The 14,963-nt window shown below is 68.9% G+C and carries 17 protein-coding genes and 1 tRNA gene; 8 read left to right on the top strand and 10 right to left on the bottom strand.

Annotated elements, in window-relative coordinates; translation table 11 throughout:
- The first annotated feature begins 95 nt into the window (after positions 1–95).
- From efp to M9914_02000, 7 genes are read left to right on the top strand one after another with little or no spacing between them, the layout of a single operon-like run.
- Positions 96–653 (top strand): elongation factor P, encoded by a 558-nt coding sequence (gene efp / locus M9914_01970; protein MCO5172938.1) that lies wholly within the window; start codon positions 96–98, stop codon positions 651–653.
- On the top strand, positions 631–1,143 hold the full coding sequence (gene accB / locus M9914_01975) for an acetyl-CoA carboxylase biotin carboxyl carrier protein (protein ID MCO5172939.1): 513 nt from the start codon (positions 631–633) through the stop codon (positions 1,141–1,143). Before efp ends, accB begins: the two co-directional genes overlap by 23 nt.
- 17 nt (positions 1,144–1,160) lie before the next feature.
- Positions 1,161–2,498: an acetyl-CoA carboxylase biotin carboxylase subunit gene (gene accC, locus M9914_01980; protein ID MCO5172940.1), complete on the top strand. Its 1,338-nt coding sequence runs from the start codon at positions 1,161–1,163 to the stop codon at positions 2,496–2,498.
- On the top strand, positions 2,495–2,926 hold the full coding sequence (locus M9914_01985; GenBank protein ID MCO5172941.1) for an Asp23/Gls24 family envelope stress response protein: 432 nt from the start codon (positions 2,495–2,497) through the stop codon (positions 2,924–2,926). The genes accC and M9914_01985 overlap by 4 nt, the downstream gene beginning before the upstream one ends.
- The gene (gene nusB / locus M9914_01990; protein MCO5172942.1) at positions 2,919–3,494 is read left to right on the top strand and encodes a transcription antitermination factor NusB; all 576 of its coding nucleotides are present in this window, start codon (positions 2,919–2,921) and stop codon (positions 3,492–3,494) included. Before M9914_01985 ends, nusB begins: the two co-directional genes overlap by 8 nt.
- On the top strand, positions 3,478–4,326 hold the full coding sequence (locus M9914_01995) for a bifunctional 5,10-methylene-tetrahydrofolate dehydrogenase/5,10-methylene-tetrahydrofolate cyclohydrolase (GenBank protein ID MCO5172943.1): 849 nt from the start codon (positions 3,478–3,480) through the stop codon (positions 4,324–4,326). Before nusB ends, M9914_01995 begins: the two co-directional genes overlap by 17 nt.
- Positions 4,323–4,766: a divergent PAP2 family protein gene (locus tag M9914_02000; GenBank protein MCO5172944.1), complete on the top strand. Its 444-nt coding sequence runs from the start codon at positions 4,323–4,325 to the stop codon at positions 4,764–4,766. The genes M9914_01995 and M9914_02000 overlap by 4 nt, the downstream gene beginning before the upstream one ends.
- Before the next feature lie 52 nt (positions 4,767–4,818).
- Here the strand turns inward: M9914_02000 and M9914_02005 are convergent, their stop codons facing one another.
- The 10 genes from M9914_02005 to M9914_02050 all read right to left on the bottom strand — a co-directional run bounded on the left by M9914_02005 (position 4,819) and on the right by M9914_02050 (position 14,089).
- Entirely contained in the window at positions 4,819–5,622 is an 804-nt protein-coding gene (locus tag M9914_02005) for a hypothetical protein (protein ID MCO5172945.1), read from the bottom strand.
- Between the two features lie 200 nt (positions 5,623–5,822).
- Positions 5,823–6,848 (bottom strand): polyprenyl synthetase family protein, encoded by a 1,026-nt coding sequence (locus M9914_02010; protein ID MCO5172946.1) that lies wholly within the window; start codon positions 6,846–6,848, stop codon positions 5,823–5,825.
- A 121-nt stretch (positions 6,849–6,969) separates the two neighbouring features.
- Positions 6,970–7,134 (bottom strand): hypothetical protein, encoded by a 165-nt coding sequence (locus M9914_02015; protein MCO5172947.1) that lies wholly within the window; start codon positions 7,132–7,134, stop codon positions 6,970–6,972.
- A gap of 10 nt (positions 7,135–7,144) precedes the next feature.
- On the bottom strand, positions 7,145–8,152 hold the full coding sequence (locus tag M9914_02020) for an ATP-binding cassette domain-containing protein (protein MCO5172948.1): 1,008 nt from the start codon (positions 8,150–8,152) through the stop codon (positions 7,145–7,147).
- Positions 8,149–9,162: an ABC transporter ATP-binding protein gene (locus M9914_02025; GenBank protein MCO5172949.1), complete on the bottom strand. Its 1,014-nt coding sequence runs from the start codon at positions 9,160–9,162 to the stop codon at positions 8,149–8,151. The genes M9914_02020 and M9914_02025 overlap by 4 nt, the downstream gene beginning before the upstream one ends.
- 169 nt (positions 9,163–9,331) lie before the next feature.
- The gene (locus M9914_02030) at positions 9,332–10,624 is read right to left on the bottom strand and encodes an ABC transporter permease (GenBank protein MCO5172950.1); all 1,293 of its coding nucleotides are present in this window, start codon (positions 10,622–10,624) and stop codon (positions 9,332–9,334) included.
- A gap of 9 nt (positions 10,625–10,633) precedes the next feature.
- Positions 10,634–11,635 carry an ABC transporter permease gene (locus M9914_02035; protein MCO5172951.1) on the bottom strand — a complete coding sequence of 334 codons (1,002 nt, stop codon included), beginning with the start codon at positions 11,633–11,635 and terminating at the stop codon, positions 10,634–10,636.
- A 150-nt stretch (positions 11,636–11,785) separates the two neighbouring features.
- The gene (locus tag M9914_02040) at positions 11,786–13,540 is read right to left on the bottom strand and encodes an ABC transporter substrate-binding protein (GenBank protein ID MCO5172952.1); all 1,755 of its coding nucleotides are present in this window, start codon (positions 13,538–13,540) and stop codon (positions 11,786–11,788) included.
- 169 nt (positions 13,541–13,709) lie between these two features.
- Positions 13,710–13,940: a preprotein translocase subunit SecG gene (gene secG / locus M9914_02045; protein ID MCO5172953.1), complete on the bottom strand. Its 231-nt coding sequence runs from the start codon at positions 13,938–13,940 to the stop codon at positions 13,710–13,712.
- A 65-nt stretch (positions 13,941–14,005) separates the two neighbouring features.
- Positions 14,006–14,089 (bottom strand) — tRNA-Leu (locus M9914_02050).
- Positions 14,090–14,201: 112 nt separating this feature from the next.
- On the opposite strand from M9914_02050, the gene purQ reads away from it, so the two are divergent.
- Entirely contained in the window at positions 14,202–14,903 is a 702-nt protein-coding gene (gene purQ / locus M9914_02055; protein ID MCO5172954.1) for a phosphoribosylformylglycinamidine synthase subunit PurQ, read from the top strand.
- Positions 14,904–14,963 lie beyond the last annotated feature (60 nt).

Below are 14,963 nucleotides of genomic sequence, written 5' to 3' on the forward strand. Positions count from 1 at the left end.
GGTAAGCTTGAGCCGTCTTGAGCCCTGCTACCGCGCGGTCGGGAGCTCGCGAGATCGAGCCGCCCCGCGGCGCAAGCGCGTCGGAGGATTACTAGATGATCAGCGTGACTGACCTGAGGAACGGCACCAAGGTCGAGATGGACGGCGGCCTCTGGGAATGCGTCGACTACCAACACCAGAAGATCGGCCGCGGCGGCGCCAAGATGGTGGCCAAGTTCCGCAACCTGGAGACGGGCTCCATCGTCGAGCGCTCGTTCAACGCCACCGAGAAGCTGCAGGACATCTTCATCGAGTACCGCCAGATGAGCTTCCTCTACGGCGACGGCGACGAGTACACGTTCATGGACCTCGAGACGTTCGAGCAGCCCATCCTCACCAAGGGCCAGATCGGCGACGGCTCCCGCTTCCTCAAGGAGAACACCGAGGTCACGGTCGACTACTACGGCGGCAAGCCGCTCAAGGTCACCCTGCCGAACGTCGTCGAGCTGACGATCGTCGAGACGGACCCCGGCGTGCGCGGCGACACGGTCTCGGGCGGCTCCAAGCCGGCCAAGCTCGAGTCCGGCGCGGTGGTCAACGTCCCCCTCTTCATCGAACAGGGCGAGGTCATCAGGGTAGACACCCGCTCCGGTGACTACCTGGGCAGGGCCTGACGTGGACGTGAAGGAGATCCGCCGTCTCCTCGAGGCCCTCGCGGCCACGGACGTGCGGGAGTTCACCTACGAGACGGGCGACTACAAGCTGACCCTCAAGCGCGGCGAGGAGGCCACGCAGACGATCACTTACCTGCCGCCCGCCGCGGCCCCCGTGCAGCAGGCTCCCGTGCAGGCCGTCCAGCCATCGGCGCCGGCGCAGGAAGCCGCCTCTCCCGTCGTGGCGTCGGCCTCGTCGCCCGCCTCCAAGCTCGTTGAGGTGCAGGCGCCCATCGTCGGCACCTTCTACGCCTCGCCCGCCCCCGATGCCGGGCCGTTCGTCAAGGTCGGCGACCGGGTCGCGGCCGGCACCGTCCTCTGCATCATCGAGGCCATGAAGCTCATGAACGAGATCGAGGCGGAGGGCGCCGGTGTCGTGCGTGAGGTGCTGGTCGGGAACGGTGAGCCGGTGGAGTACGGCCAGGTGCTGTTCCGGATCGAACCGGCCTGAGTGCGCCCGTGAGCGCGATGTTCCGCAAGATCCTCATCGCCAACCGGGGCGAGATCGCGTTGCGCATCCTGCGGGCGGCCCGCGAGCTCGGGGTACAGACGGTGGTCGCCTACTCCAAGGCCGACGAGAACTCGCTGCCCGTGCTGCTGGCCGACGAGTCCATCTGCATCGGGCCCGCCCCGGCGCCCGAGAGCTACCTCAACGTCCGCAACCTGCTGGCGGCCGCCCTCGTGAGCGGCGCCGAGGCCATCCATCCCGGCTACGGCTTCCTGGCCGAGAACGCGGAGTTCGCCGCCATGTGCGAGGAGCACGGCCTCACCTTCATCGGTCCGAGGCCCGAGAGCATCTCCCGCATCGGCGACAAGGCGTCCGCGCGCGCGCTGGCCGTCGAGGCCGGCGTGCCCATCACCCCTGGCAGCGGACCGCTCCCCGACCTGCCCGCCGCCACGCGCTTCGCCGACGAGATCGGCTTCCCCCTCATCCTCAAGGCTTCCGCCGGCGGGGGCGGCCGCGGCATGCGCGTCGTGCACAACCACTCCGACCTCGAGCGTCAGTTCTACAACGCTCAGGAGGAGGCGCGCGCCGCCTTCGGCAACCCCGAGCTCTACATGGAGAAGTACCTCGAGGAGCCCAAGCACATCGAGATCCAGGTGTTCGGCGACGGCGAGGGGAACGTCGTGCACCTCTTCGAGCGCGACTGCTCCATCCAGCGCCGCTACCAGAAGGTGCTCGAGGAAGGCCCGAGCACGCTCGCGCCCGAGCTCAGGGCCAGCATCGCCGAGTCGGCCGTGCGCCTCGCCAAGTACATCGACTACCGCGGCGCCGGCACGTGCGAGTTCCTCGTCGACAAGAGCGGCGGCTACTACTTCTCCGAGATGAACACGCGCATCCAGGTCGAGCACCCCGTCACGGAGATGATCACCCAGACGGACCTGGTACAGGAGCAGTTGCGCGTGGCCGCCGGGCTCGGCATGGCGTTGAAACAGTCCGAGCTCGCCGTGCGGGGCCACGCCATCGAGCTGCGCGTCAACGCGGAGGACCCGGATCACGACTTCAGGCCGAGCGCGGGCGTGATAACCGACGTGCACTGGCCGGGAGGCCCCGGCGTCCGCGTCGACTCGCACGTGTACGCCGGCTACCGCATACCCCCCAACTACGACAGCCTGATCGCCAAGATCATCGCCTGGGCGCCGAGCCGCGAGGAGGCCATCGCCCGGATGGAGCGGGCACTCAAGGAGACCGTCGTGGAGGGCGTCAAGACGACCATCCCGTTCCACCTCAAGGTCCTCGGCAACGCCTTCTTCAGGCGCGGCGACGTGTACACGAACTTCATCGCCCGTAGGATGAGCTCATGACGGAAGGACCCGATCTTGCCATCGCGGGCGACGTGCTCCTCAACATCGCCCAACTGGCGCTCGAGCAAGTTGAAGGGGTGCGCCCAACGCAGCCGCCCTCCAGCGTCAGCGACCTCCTGGGCGGCAGGCGCGCCCGCGGGATCGCCATCGAACGGGACGGGGAGGACGTCTGGGTCGACCTGACGCTTGCCGTCGAGTACGGGGTCGAGATCCCGAAGGCCGCGAGGGCCGCGCAGCAGGCCGTGCGCGAAGGCATGACCTCCATGACGGGCTTGAACGTCCGGAGCGTGAACGTCGCGGTCGAGGCGGTCGAGCTGGCCGCCGCGGCGTCGCCCTCGGCACCCGGCGGCTCGGGTGGGCAGGCGCCGGGTCAGGACCCGTGGGAGCTCGAGGCGACGCGCGAGGGCGGGCCGGCAGCTAGTGAGTAGACAACGTGCGCGGGAGCTCGCGTTCCGCACCCTCTTCCAGTCGGAACGCGGGGCGGAGCCGCTCCTGGAAGTATGGCGCAACGTGCGTATCGAGGTGGCGGAGGAGGCTGCGGAGTCGCCTGAGGACGCCGTCTACGGCGGCGCGCTCGGGTTGGACGACCTGGCGTTCGCCGAGGGGTTGCTGCAGGCCTTCGCCGAGCACCGCGAGGAGCTCGACGCGCGGCTGGCCGCGGCTATCACCGGCTGGTCGTTCGGCCAGATGGCCCAGACCGACCTGAACGTCCTGCGTATCGCCAGCACGGAGATGAGCTACGGCTCCGAGCCGCCCGAGGTGGCCATCGAGATGGCCGTACGGCTCGCCAAGAAGTTCGGTGGCGACGAGTCCGGGAGGTTCGTCAACGGCGTGCTCGCGAAGCTGATCAGGCAGGACGGGACGCGCGCCGGCGCGGACGCAGCCGGTGGAGCCACCGCCGGCGGGGCGGCGGCGGACCGCGGCGCGGCTGCTCCGGCCGCCACCCAGGACGCCGCTCGCCAGAGCGCGGAAGCAGGGGATGACGGCAGCGCCTGAGGCGGTGCGGCTCGACGGCAAGGTCGTCTCCGCGGCGGCGGTGGCGGACCTGCAAGCCGCAGTCGCCGGCCTGGCCTACCGGCCGCAGCTCGTCTTCGTGCGAGTAGGCGAGGACCCCGCCAGCGCCTACTACGTCCGCTCCAAGGAGAAGCTGGCCGCCAAGGTCGGGGTGCGCTCGCGGACGGTCGTGCTCCCTGAAGGGACCGGGGCGGAGGCGCTCCTCGCGCTGGTCGCGGAGCTGAACGCGGACGATGACGTCGACGGCATCCTCGTCCAGCTCCCCGTTCCCGGCGTCGACCCCACCCGCGTGCTCGCCGCGATCGACCCGGCCAAGGACGTCGACGGGCTCAACCCCGTCAACGTGGGGCGCCTCTGGTCCGGGGGCGACGCGCTCGTGCCGGCCACCCCGCTCGGCGTGTTGGCCCTCCTCGACCATTACGCCGTGCCGTTGGCTGGCAAGCGGGCGGTGGTCGTCGGCCGCTCCAACCTCGTCGGCAAGCCGCTCGCCGCCTTGCTGCTGCAGCGCGACGCCACCGTGACGATCGCCCACTCCCGCACGCGCGACCTCGGCGCTCTCACGCGGGAAGCGGACGTACTCGTAGCGGCCGTCGGGAGGCCGCGCCTGATAACGCCAGATATGGTCAAGCCGGGCAGCGCCGTCCTCGACGTCGGCCTGACGCGTGAGGACGGCGCCATCGTGGGCGACGTGCATCCGGGCGTCGCCGGCGTCGCCGGCCACCTGACGCCCATGCCGGGGGGAACGGGGCTCATGACCGTCGTCATGGTCATAGCGAACACGCTCACGGCCGCCAGGCGGCGGCGGGGCGCATGAGCGGGGTCATCGGGAACCTGGCACTCTGGTCGGCCGTGGTGGCGACCGTCGTCGCGCAGGTCCTCAAGGTCGCCCTCGTCTTGATAACGGAGCGGCGCTTCGCCCCGGAACGGCTCCTGGATACCGGCGGCATGCCTTCTTCGCACACGGCTTCCGTCACGGCTCTCGCGACGAGCATCGGCCTGCTCTACGGCTGGGGTAGCCCGACGTTCGCGATAGCCGCCGTGTTCGGCTCCATCGTGATGTACGACGCCACGGGCATCCGCAGGGCCGCCGGTCAGCAGGCCGAGGCCATCAACGAGCTCGTGAAGGAGCTCGCGCACCTGTTCGACGCCGGCTTCCAGCCGAAGGCCCTCAAGACCCTCCTGGGCCATACCTACCCTCAGGTGTTCGCCGGCGCCGTCCTCGGCATCCTGACGGCGGTCCTGATCGTTCTCTGAGGGCGCGGGCCGGCACCCGCCGTCGAGGCGGCCGGGGCGATCAGCACGCCGCTCAGACCGACCTGCGCATCGTCCGCGCCACGACGGCGCAGCGCACGCCCGCGGCGCCACTGTCCAGCAGCGCCTTGCTGGCCGACTCCAGGGTGGCGCCTGTCGTGAGGACGTCGTCCACGAGCAACACACTCCGGTTCGGGAGGTAGCGCGCCTCCAACGCGCCGGTCAGCAGCGCGGCGCGTTCCGACCGGCCCCGCGCCGAGAGCTTCGCTGTGGCGCGTACGCGGCGCAGGGCGCGCACGCGGCGCACGCCTAGGTGGGCGGCTACGGCGGCTGCCAGGAGCTCCGCCTGATCGAAGCCCCTTTCCCGAGCGCGCGCGGCGGTCGTGGGCACGTGCGCGATCAGGTCGATGGCGCCGGCGCCGGAGCACCAACCGGCCCGGGCGACCCGAACGGCGAGCAGCTCGCCCAGGAAACCGGCCAGCCGCCGGGCGCCCCGGTACTTGAGGGCGTGCACGAGCCGCAGCCACGTGCCGGCGTAAGGCCCGAGCCAGACGACGTCGCCCGGCTTCTCGGTCTGCGCCGCCGTGGCCGCAAGCAACAGCGCGCGGCACGGGCCGCACACGCCGGGCGCGCCGGCGGGTCTCACGCCGCAGGCAGGGCAGGGAGCGAGGCCGGCGAGCAGGGCGGCGACGGCGGTCAGGAGGCTGACAGGCGGCTCCGATCGGGTGGCTGGCGCTGCCTCGTCGTTGGTCGGGCGAGCCTCGCCCGGCGCGCCCTGGTCGTTGACGCCGGAGCGCTCGCCCGACCCGCCACGAGCGACCCGTTCCACGCGTGACGAGCCGGCGCGTTCGCGGGTCATGGAACGACTCTAGCCGCTCGTCCGCGCCGCCGTGGCCCCCTCTAGGCACGTGCCGGGTCGAACGCATCCGCCTTTCGGGCGCGGCCACACCGGTCCGGCTGGGCGTGGCCCGTGCTAGAGGCCGCCCAGCGAGTCCGGTTGGCGCGACGGGCCGAGGCAGCGTGCCGGCCCCGCGCCCAGGGCCGCGTGTAACAGGCCTGTCAAGCCGCCCTTGCCACCAGGCTCGCGAGCAGCTCCTCGACGGCCCGCGCGGCGTCCTGGTCGGGGAGGGTACTCAGCCAAGCGCTTATCCCGGCCAGGCCAGCGGCCGAGCGCGCCTCCGCGGCGGCCTGGGCGTAGGCGACGGAACCGGCCTCGAGGAGCGCCGCCAGCACCTCGGCCATCTCGGCCGGCGTCTTCTCGGCCCGCGGGCGCGCTAGGAGCGCCACCACGCGCTCGCGCCGCTCGCTCGGCGCGGTGCGAAGGAAGTGCGCCAATATCAGGGTGCGCTTGCCCTCGTACAGGTCGCCGGCATGCTCCTTGCCGTAGGCGGGAGAGGCGCTCAGGTTGAGGACGTCGTCGCGGATCTGGAACGCGACCCCCAGGTCGATGGCGTGCTCCTCGAGGCCGGGCGGCGGCACGGCGGCGGCACAGGCCGCGCCCAGCGCCAGCGGCGACGCCACGGTGTAGTAGGCGGTCTTGAGCGTGACCATGCGCAGGTACTCGGCCTCGCTCACGTCGAACCTGCCGGCCTCGACCCAGGCGAGGTCGAGATGCTGGCCGGCCGCGGTGGCGAGCAGCATGCGCGTGAACTCGGCCAGCGCCCTCCTGCGGTCGAGGGGTGGGCCGTCGCCGAGCCGCGAGAGGTGGCGCCACATGAGCATGTGCATGGCGTCGCCGACGTTGAGCGCCACGCTCATGCCCACCTGACGGTGCAGGGCCGGCCCGCCGCGGCGCTCCTCGGAGCCGTCCTCGATGTCGTCGTGCACCAGCACCCAGTCCTGGAACAGCTCCAGGGCCTCGGCGAGCACCAAGGCCGAGACGTCGTCGTGGGCGCCGTGCGCCCGGGCGGTCAGGACCAGCAGCTGCCCGCGTAGGGTCTTCCCCCGCCGCTTGGGGTAGTCGTGCAGCAGCTCCTCGAAGCGCCTCAGCTCCGCGTCTACGCGCCCTTCCCGGTCGGCCCCGGGGACCGGGAAGCCGGAGAGCGCGTCCAGGACGCCTTGGCGGATGGTGTCGGCGAGGGTCACGCAACCGAGTATATGGTGTCGCGCGGAAGGCGCGGACCGGTAGGCGCCGGCCGAGCGGTCCGCGCGAAAGCGTCGGGGCCGAGGTCGCGAAGAGCGCCTCGGCCCCGACGGGCATGGTGGGCTAGCGGAGCACGGCGGTCAGTAGCCAGGTGGCCACCAGCATGACGACCACGAACAGCACTACGTACGGCAGAGAAGCGGCGTAGCTGGCGAGGATCAGCCGGAGCAACTCGCGGGGCGGGACGCGCCTCGCGTTGCCGCTCCGACCGTCGCGCTCGCCAGCCACGCCACCTCCCTCAGCGGTTGATGCAGGCCTTGAAGTGCCCGGGCGTTACCTCGACGAGCGGCGGCACCACGTCGGCGCACTCCTTGGTCGCGATCGGGCAGCGCGTGCGGAACACGCAGCCGGAGGGCGGGTTGATGGGTGAGGGGATGTCGCCCTGCAGGATGATGCGATCGCGCTTCACGGTCGGGTCCGGGATGGGCACGGCCGAGAGGAGTGCCTCGGTGTACGGGTGGATCGGGTTGGCGTAGAGCTCCTTCGCCGGCGCGATCTCCATGATGCGGCCGAGGTACATGACGATCACGTGGTCGCTGATGTACTCGACGACGCCCAGGTCGTGGGCGATGAAGAGCAGCGTGAGGCCGAGCTCCTCCTTGAGGTCCTGCAGGAGGTTGACGACCTGCGCCTGGATGGAGACGTCGAGGGCCGAGACCGGCTCGTCGGCCACGATGAACTGCGGGTTGACGGCGAGCGCGCGGGCGATGCCGATACGCTGGCGCTGACCGCCGGAGAACTCGTGGGGGTAGCGGCGCATGTGTGAGGGCGAGAGACCGACGCGCTCGAGGAGCTGCGCGACGCGCTGCTCGCGCTCCTTGCCGCGGGCCAGGTTGTGGATCGTCATGGCCTCGCCGATGATGTCGCCGACCGACATGCGCGGGTTGAGGCTGGCGAACGGGTCCTGGAAGATGATCTGCATGCGCTTGCGGTACTCGCGCATGTGCGCCTTGCTGAGCTTGGTGACGTCGACGCCGTCGAAGATCACCTCGCCGGCGGTCGGCTCGATGAGGCGGAGGATGCTGCGGCCGACCGTGGTCTTGCCCGAGCCGGACTCGCCCACCAGGCCGACGACCTCGCCGCGCTGGACGTTGAAGCTCACGTCCTCGACGGCCTTGACGTTCGCCACGACGCGCGAGAGGATGCCGCCGCGGATGGGGAAGTACTTGCGGAGGTTCTTGACCTCGAGGAGCGGGCCCGTCTGGGTAGTGGCGCCCTTGTTGTCCTTACTGCGCTGGTTGCTCATGCCGGGATCTCCGCTTTGAGGTCGAGCTCTTGCCACCTGACGCACCGGACCATGTGTCCGTTACCGGTGTCCTCGAGGTTGGGGATGGCCACCTTGCACTTGTCCTGGACGAACCGGCAGCGCGGGTGGAAGGCGCAGCCCTGGGGCAGGTTCAGCGGGTTGGGCACGTTGCCGGGGATGGCCTGGAGTCGGTCCTGGTGCTCGGCCGCGCGGTCGACGCGGGGGATCGAGTTGAGGAGGCCGAGGGTGTAAGGCATCTGCGGGTCGGCGAAGATGTCGTTGACGTGCGCTTCCTCGACGGCGCGCCCCGCGTACATGACCACGGCGCGGTCCGCCATCTCGGCGACGACCCCGAGGTCGTGCGTGATGAAGAGGATGGACATGCCGATCTCGTTCTGCAGCTTACGCATGAGGTCGAGGATCTGGGCCTGGATGGTCACGTCGAGGGCCGTGGTGGGCTCGTCCGCGATCAGGAGCTTGGGCCCGCAGGACAGGGCCATGGCGATCATCACGCGCTGGCGCATGCCACCCGACATCTGGTGCGGGAAGTTCTTGACGCGCTTGCCCGGCTCGGGGATGCCGACGAGGTCGAGCATCTCGGCGGCCATCTTCATGGCCTCGCGGTGGCTCTTGCCCTGGTGGAGGACGATGGCCTCGGCGATCTGATCGCCGACCGTGTAGACGGGGTTGAGGCTCGTCATGGGCTCTTGGAAGATCATCGAGATGTCGTTGCCGCGGATCTTGCGCATCTCGCGCTCGGTCTTCGTGACGAGGTCCTTGCCCTCGAAGAGGATCTTGCCGCCGGCGATGCGGCCCGGAGGCGTCGGGATGAGGCGCATCATCGACAGGCTCATCACGGACTTGCCTGAGCCCGATTCGCCCACTACGGCCAGGGTCTCGCCTTTGTCGAGGTGAAAGCTCACCCCGTCGACGGCCTTGACCGTGCCCTCGTCGGTGTCGAAGTAGGTCTTGAGGTCGATCACCTCAAGGAGTCGGTCTTTGGTGGGCATCTGTGCGCACGCTCCTCCAGTTTGGATTGGCACGCCGAGCCGCTTGGGCTACAGCACGCATACGGGATACCGAGCCAGGCGGGCTGAATAGTGCGCAGCGCGCCCTGCAAGATATGCCTGATGCTTGTGGAAATATGCCAGCGGTGCTCGCGGCCGAGCAGCGAGGGGGCTACCTGCGCTTCTTAGGGTCGAAGGCGTCCCTAAGACCATCGCCTAACAGGTTCCAGCATAACACTGCGAAGAGGATGGGTATACCGGGTATCAGTAGCCACGGCACGAACTGGATGCTTATGCCCCTGGCCGTCGCGTCCCGCAGGAGCAGCCCCCAACTCGCCGTGTCGACCTCGCTCGGCCCGAGGCCGAGGAACGACAAGCCGGTCTCGGCCAGGATGAAGCCGGGGATCGAGAGCGTGAGGTCTACGATGACGTAGCTCGCCGTGCTCGGCAGGAGGTGGCGCCACAGGATGCGCGACTCGCCGGCGCCCAAGGCCTTGGCTGCCGCGGCGTAGTCGAGCTCCCTCGTGGAGAGGATGAGGCTCCTGATGACCCTGGCGAGGCCGCCCCAGCCGACGAAGCCGAGCACGATGACCGTGAGCAGGAACGTTTGCGCCGACGTCATCTGAAGGCCGAACGCCTTGGCGAGAGGGTTGTTCGGGTCCCTGAGCAGCGACGCGAGCACGATGAGCAAGAAGAGCCCCGGTATGGCCGCGAACACCTCGACGAGGCGCATGATGATGTCGTCGACGAGGCCGCCGTAGAAACCGGCGATCCCGCCAAGGAGCAGGCCGAGGAAGAACGCCACCCAGACCGCGAGGATGCCGATGGTCAGGCTCACCTGACCGCCGTAGAGCACGCGCGAGAAGAGGTCCTTGCCAAGGTTGTTCGTGCCCCAGAGGAACACCCTGGCCGGGTCGTCGACGCCGAACAGGTGCAGGTCGGACTTGAAGAGCCCGAGGATCTTGTACGACTGCGACGGGCGGTGAACGAAGAACTTTATCGGGTAACGGACGTCCGTGTCCTCCTCGTACACGCGCTGGCGCGTGACGGGGTCACGGGTCTCGACCACGTCGTAGACGAACGGTCGGGTGAGCCTGCCCGTGTCGGGGTCGGTCCAGTGGATCTGCGTGGGCGGCCTGAAGGCGGCGGACGGGCTGCGGCGGTACTCGTTGATGCCGTAAGGGGCGAGGAAGCCGGCGAAGATCGCCGACAGGTACATGATCAGCAGGATCCAACCGCCGATCAGGGCGGCCTTGTGGCGACGGAACTGCTCCCAGACGATACGGCCCTGGGACTTGCCTTCCTGCGTGAGGATCGGGCCGGCGCCGCGCTCGAACTCTACCGAGTCGTTCGGCGCGGACCCGAGCGGAGCCTGTGGCGTGGCGGTCGCCGGCCCGGTGAGGGGGGCATCGGCCGCGCTTTCGGTGCCGGGCGGCGTGTTAAGGAGGTCGTCTCTATCGGTCACGCTGCGGCCTCAGTTGTACCTGATGCGCGGATCGACCGCGGCGAGAAGGAGGTCTGAGACCAGGTTGCCGACCATGAGGAGCAGGGTGGTGATCACGAGTAGGCCGAGGACGACGTAGATGTCCTGCGACTGCAGTGCCGTAAGGAACGTGGGGGTGATGCCCGGCCACGACATGACGACCTCGACGAGCCCGGCGCCGCCGACGAGGCTCGGCAGCAGGTTGCCGATGCCGGCGACGAACGGGATGATGGCCGGCCGCAGGGCGTGCTTGTAGGTCACCTTCCCGTGACCGACGCCCTTAGCGCGCGCCGTCCTGATGAAGTCGGACCCGAGGTACTCGATCATCTGTGCCCTGAGCACGCGCGTGAAGCCTGCCATGCCCGACGTGGCGACCACGAGCGACGGGATGAACATGTGCCACATGACGTCCCAGAACTGCCCCCACGCGTTAAAGCTCAGGTAGTTGCTGCTCGTCATGCCGGCGACGGGGAAGATCAGCTGGTTGAAGCCGAACCACTCCTTGGTCAGCGTCCTCACCAGGAACAGGGTGAGGATTATCACCTGGGCAAGGAAGAAGTTGGGCGTGGCGAGACCGAGGTACGAGATCAGGCTCACCGCCTGATCGCCGAACGAGTACTGTCTCACCGCCGAGTAGACGCCCGCCGGGATGGATACGAGCCAGAGCAAGATGATGGAGAGGATGGCGAGGTACATGCTGTTGCGCATGGGCCGCGCGATACGCTGCCAGACGGGCTGGTTGGAGACGAAGGACTGGCCGAGGTTGCCCATCATCAGGTTCTTCATCCAGTTCACGTACTGGACGTAGACGGGTTTGTCCAACCCGAACTCCGCACGCATGCGCTGGATGGTCTCGGGCCTGACGTTCGGCTCGAGCTCCTTGGCCTTGAAGAAGTCTCCCGGCACGAGCTGGCTGATGAGGAACATCAGCATCGTCGCGCCGATGAACGTCGGGAGCAGCTGGAACAGGCGTTTGACGATATAGACGAACATCGGTCATGCCCCCCGGCCGACGCCGGCCGGGCCGGCGTCGGCCGGGCGCGCCTCGGCGACGTTGACGTCGAGCATAAGTCTCAAGATAGGTCGTTACTGGGAGTGAGCGGCGTGTAGCCGCCCACTCCCAGAGAGGTCTCTAGCTCCGGATTACCGGGCCATGAAGACGAGCGGAAGCTCGTACGCGCCGAGGAGGGGGTTGATCTGGCCCTCGTTGTGGTAGCCGCGGAGGGCGGAGGACCAGCTGTAGTGCGCCATCGGGCTGACGGCGTACAGGTAGGGCGCGAGATCGGCCTCGACAGCCTGGATCTCGTAGCCGATGTCGCGAGCGGCTTCCGTGTCGAGCGTCTCGCGGCCGACGTTGAAGAGCTGGCCCATGAGGGTCTCTTGCGCCGTGAGGCATTCGCCGCTCGTGTTGTAGCTGTGGAGGTTCGTACCGCAAGGCACGACGTTCACCCCGAACGGCCAGTCGCGCGAACCGCCGGTGAGACCGATGAGGATGGCGTCGAACGGACGGTCCTCGCCCTCGGAGAGGAGTTGGTCGACGAGGAGGTTGAAGTCGATGGCCTGCACCTGGACGTCCACGCCGATCTCGCGGGCGGAGTCGGCGAAGATGGCCGCGATCTGCTCGCGCGCCGTGTTGCCGGCGTTCGTGGCCAGGATGAAGGAGGCCGTCTTGCCTTCGGCGTTCACGAGGATGCCGTCGGCGTTCTTGCTGTCGAAGCCGATGGAGGCCATGAGCTCGGCGGCCTTCTCGGGGTCGTACGGGTACTTCTCGGCGTCGTGGTTCACCCAGTAGTCGTTGATCGGGTAGACGTTCGTGTACATCGGGATGCCGGCGCCGTTGTAGACGAGGTCGATGATCGCGTCGCGGTCCATGACGTACGCCATGGCGCGGCGGAAGTTCGCGTTGCGGAAGAGGGCTTCCTTGTCGGGGTCGGAGGCCTTGTTCCAGTTCCAGACGATGAACTGGCTGCTCGCGACCGGGCTGACCGACTCCATGACGCTGACGTCGATGTCGCCGTTGTTGACGGCGTTGTTGATGACGCCGATGTCGTCGAGGTTACGCGGGTTGAACTGGTCGATGTCGCCCGCCAGGTAGAGGTTCAGGGCGGAATCGAGGTCACCGGCGATGGTCATGCTGTAGGTGTCGAGGTACGGGAGCGCGTTGCCCGCGGAGTCGACGTTCCACTCGCCGAAGTACGGGTTGCGCTGGAGGATGATGCGCTCGCCCGGCTGGAACGTGGCGGGGACGAAGGCGTTCGACCAGACGGTGGTCGAGACGTCGACGTCGGTGCCCCAGAGGGCCTTGACGGCCTCGGCGCCGCCGGAGCGGTACGCCTCGCCGAAGATCGCGTCCGGCACGGGGGCGACCGCCACGACGGGGAAGGCGAGACGGTCGGGGCGCGGGAAGTGGAAGCGCAGGCCGTTGTCGCCGACGCGCTCCACCGTGATCTGGTCGTCGCCCATGAACCAGCTGTCGTAGCCGTTGGAGCCGACGTCAGGGTCGGTCTCGAGGACGTAGCGGATGTAGTAATCCTGGGCCGTGATGGGGCTGCCGTCCGACCACTTCATGCCGTCGCGCACGGTGACGTCGACGGTCATGCCGTCCTCGCTCGCCGTGAAGGAGGAGGCGCCGTAGGGGAGCCACTCGTCGGAGTCGGGGCCGCGCGTTATGAGCACGGCCGCGCCGTTCGTGAAGAGGTAGTCCGACAGGGCCTGGGACTCGGCCGAGGTGACGGGGTTGAACGTGCGCGGGTCGCCGATGAGGCTGATGCGCAGTTCGCCGCCGCGGACGGCTTCGCCCGGGGTGGCGTTGGACCAGGCATCCGGCCAGACGAACGGCTGGGCGAACGCTGAGGCAGCGAGCGCCATGAGGCTGATGAGGGTGAGCAGTCTCTTCATTTCTCCTCCACTTGACGAGGTCGGCGTGGGCGCTGACCAAAGGCTATGACCGGCGCCTTCACGCTTGAGTTTACGACGGCCTACGGTAACCTCAAAACGACAGTCCTGCAAGGAGGTGAGGCTACGGTCGCCTCACGGTTCCTTGAGGAAACGTTCCATGAAGTCGGGTTCAGCGCGGGATCAGGCCCAGCAGGAGCGCCATGAAGCCCCACGCCACCGCCAGGTAGATGGTCGTACGGTGCAGCCCGCCGGCCGTGCCGCCGAGGCTCGCGCCGAAGTCGCCGCCCCCGCCGCCGCCCAGGGCGTCGCCCAGGCCGGACTGCTTCGGCTCCTGCATGAGCACCGCCGCGGTGAGCACCACCGAGACGACGCAGAAGATGATGAACGCGATCCAGAACACCTTGTATGCCTCCAGTCGCCGACCGCGGCGCGGTCGGCTGGCCGTTACCCTCTTCGAGAGACGTTTGGTGCCGAGAGCGGGACTCGAACCCGCACGGGTCGCCCCGGTTGATTTTGAGTCAACTGCGTCTACCGTTCCGCCATCTCGGCGCCTCGCTCGCTGCGACGTTGCCATAGCGCGCGGACGGTTGAGGATACTACCAATCCGGCGCCGGGCGGGGCAAGTCGCGGGCCTGCCCGCATGGTAGCTTACTGACTTGAGATGCGCGTGGCCATCGTGACCTTCCCCGGCAGTAACTGCGATGCGGACGCGGTCCACGCCTTCGGGGCCGTCCTCGGAGCCGAGGTGTGGACGACCTGGCATACGAGCGACGACCTGTCGCGCTCCGGCCGGGCTCCCGACGCCGTCGTCATCCCCGGCGGCTTCAGCTACGGCGACTACCTCCGGTGCGGCGCCCTCGCAGCTCACAGCCCCGTCATGGGCGCGGTCCACGCGTTCGCGGACGGGGGCGGACCGGTCATCGGCATCTGCAACGGCTTCCAGGTCTTGACCGAGGCGCGCCTGCTCCCAGGCCAACTCGTAAGGAACGCGGAGCTGGAGTTCCGGTGCCAGGACGTGCACCTGCGCGTCGAGCGCGCCGACCTGCCGTTCACGCGCCTGGCGCGCGTCGGTCAGGTGCTGCGGCTGCCGATCGCGCATGCGGAGGGCCGCTACCATGCCGACGCCGAGACCTTGACCCGCCTCGACGGCGACGGACGCGTAGTCTTCAGGTACGTGGACGCCGCGGGTGAACGGACGGCGGCGGCCAACGTCAACGGCAGCGTCGACGCCATCGCGGGCGTCGTGAACGAGCGCGGCAACGTCCTCGGCATGATGCCGCACCCCGAGCGCGCCGTCGAAGCGCTGCTCGGAGACGGCCTGCGGGACGGTCTCGTCGTCCTCGGCTCCATCCTCGGCGCCTGATGACTGCGCCGTGCCGCCTCGCCAACAGCCAACTCCGACCAGAGCAGACGAGACCCGAGC

The sequence above is a fragment of the Trueperaceae bacterium genome, assembly GCA_023954415.1.
Lineage (GTDB): Bacteria > Deinococcota > Deinococci > Deinococcales > Trueperaceae > JAAYYF01.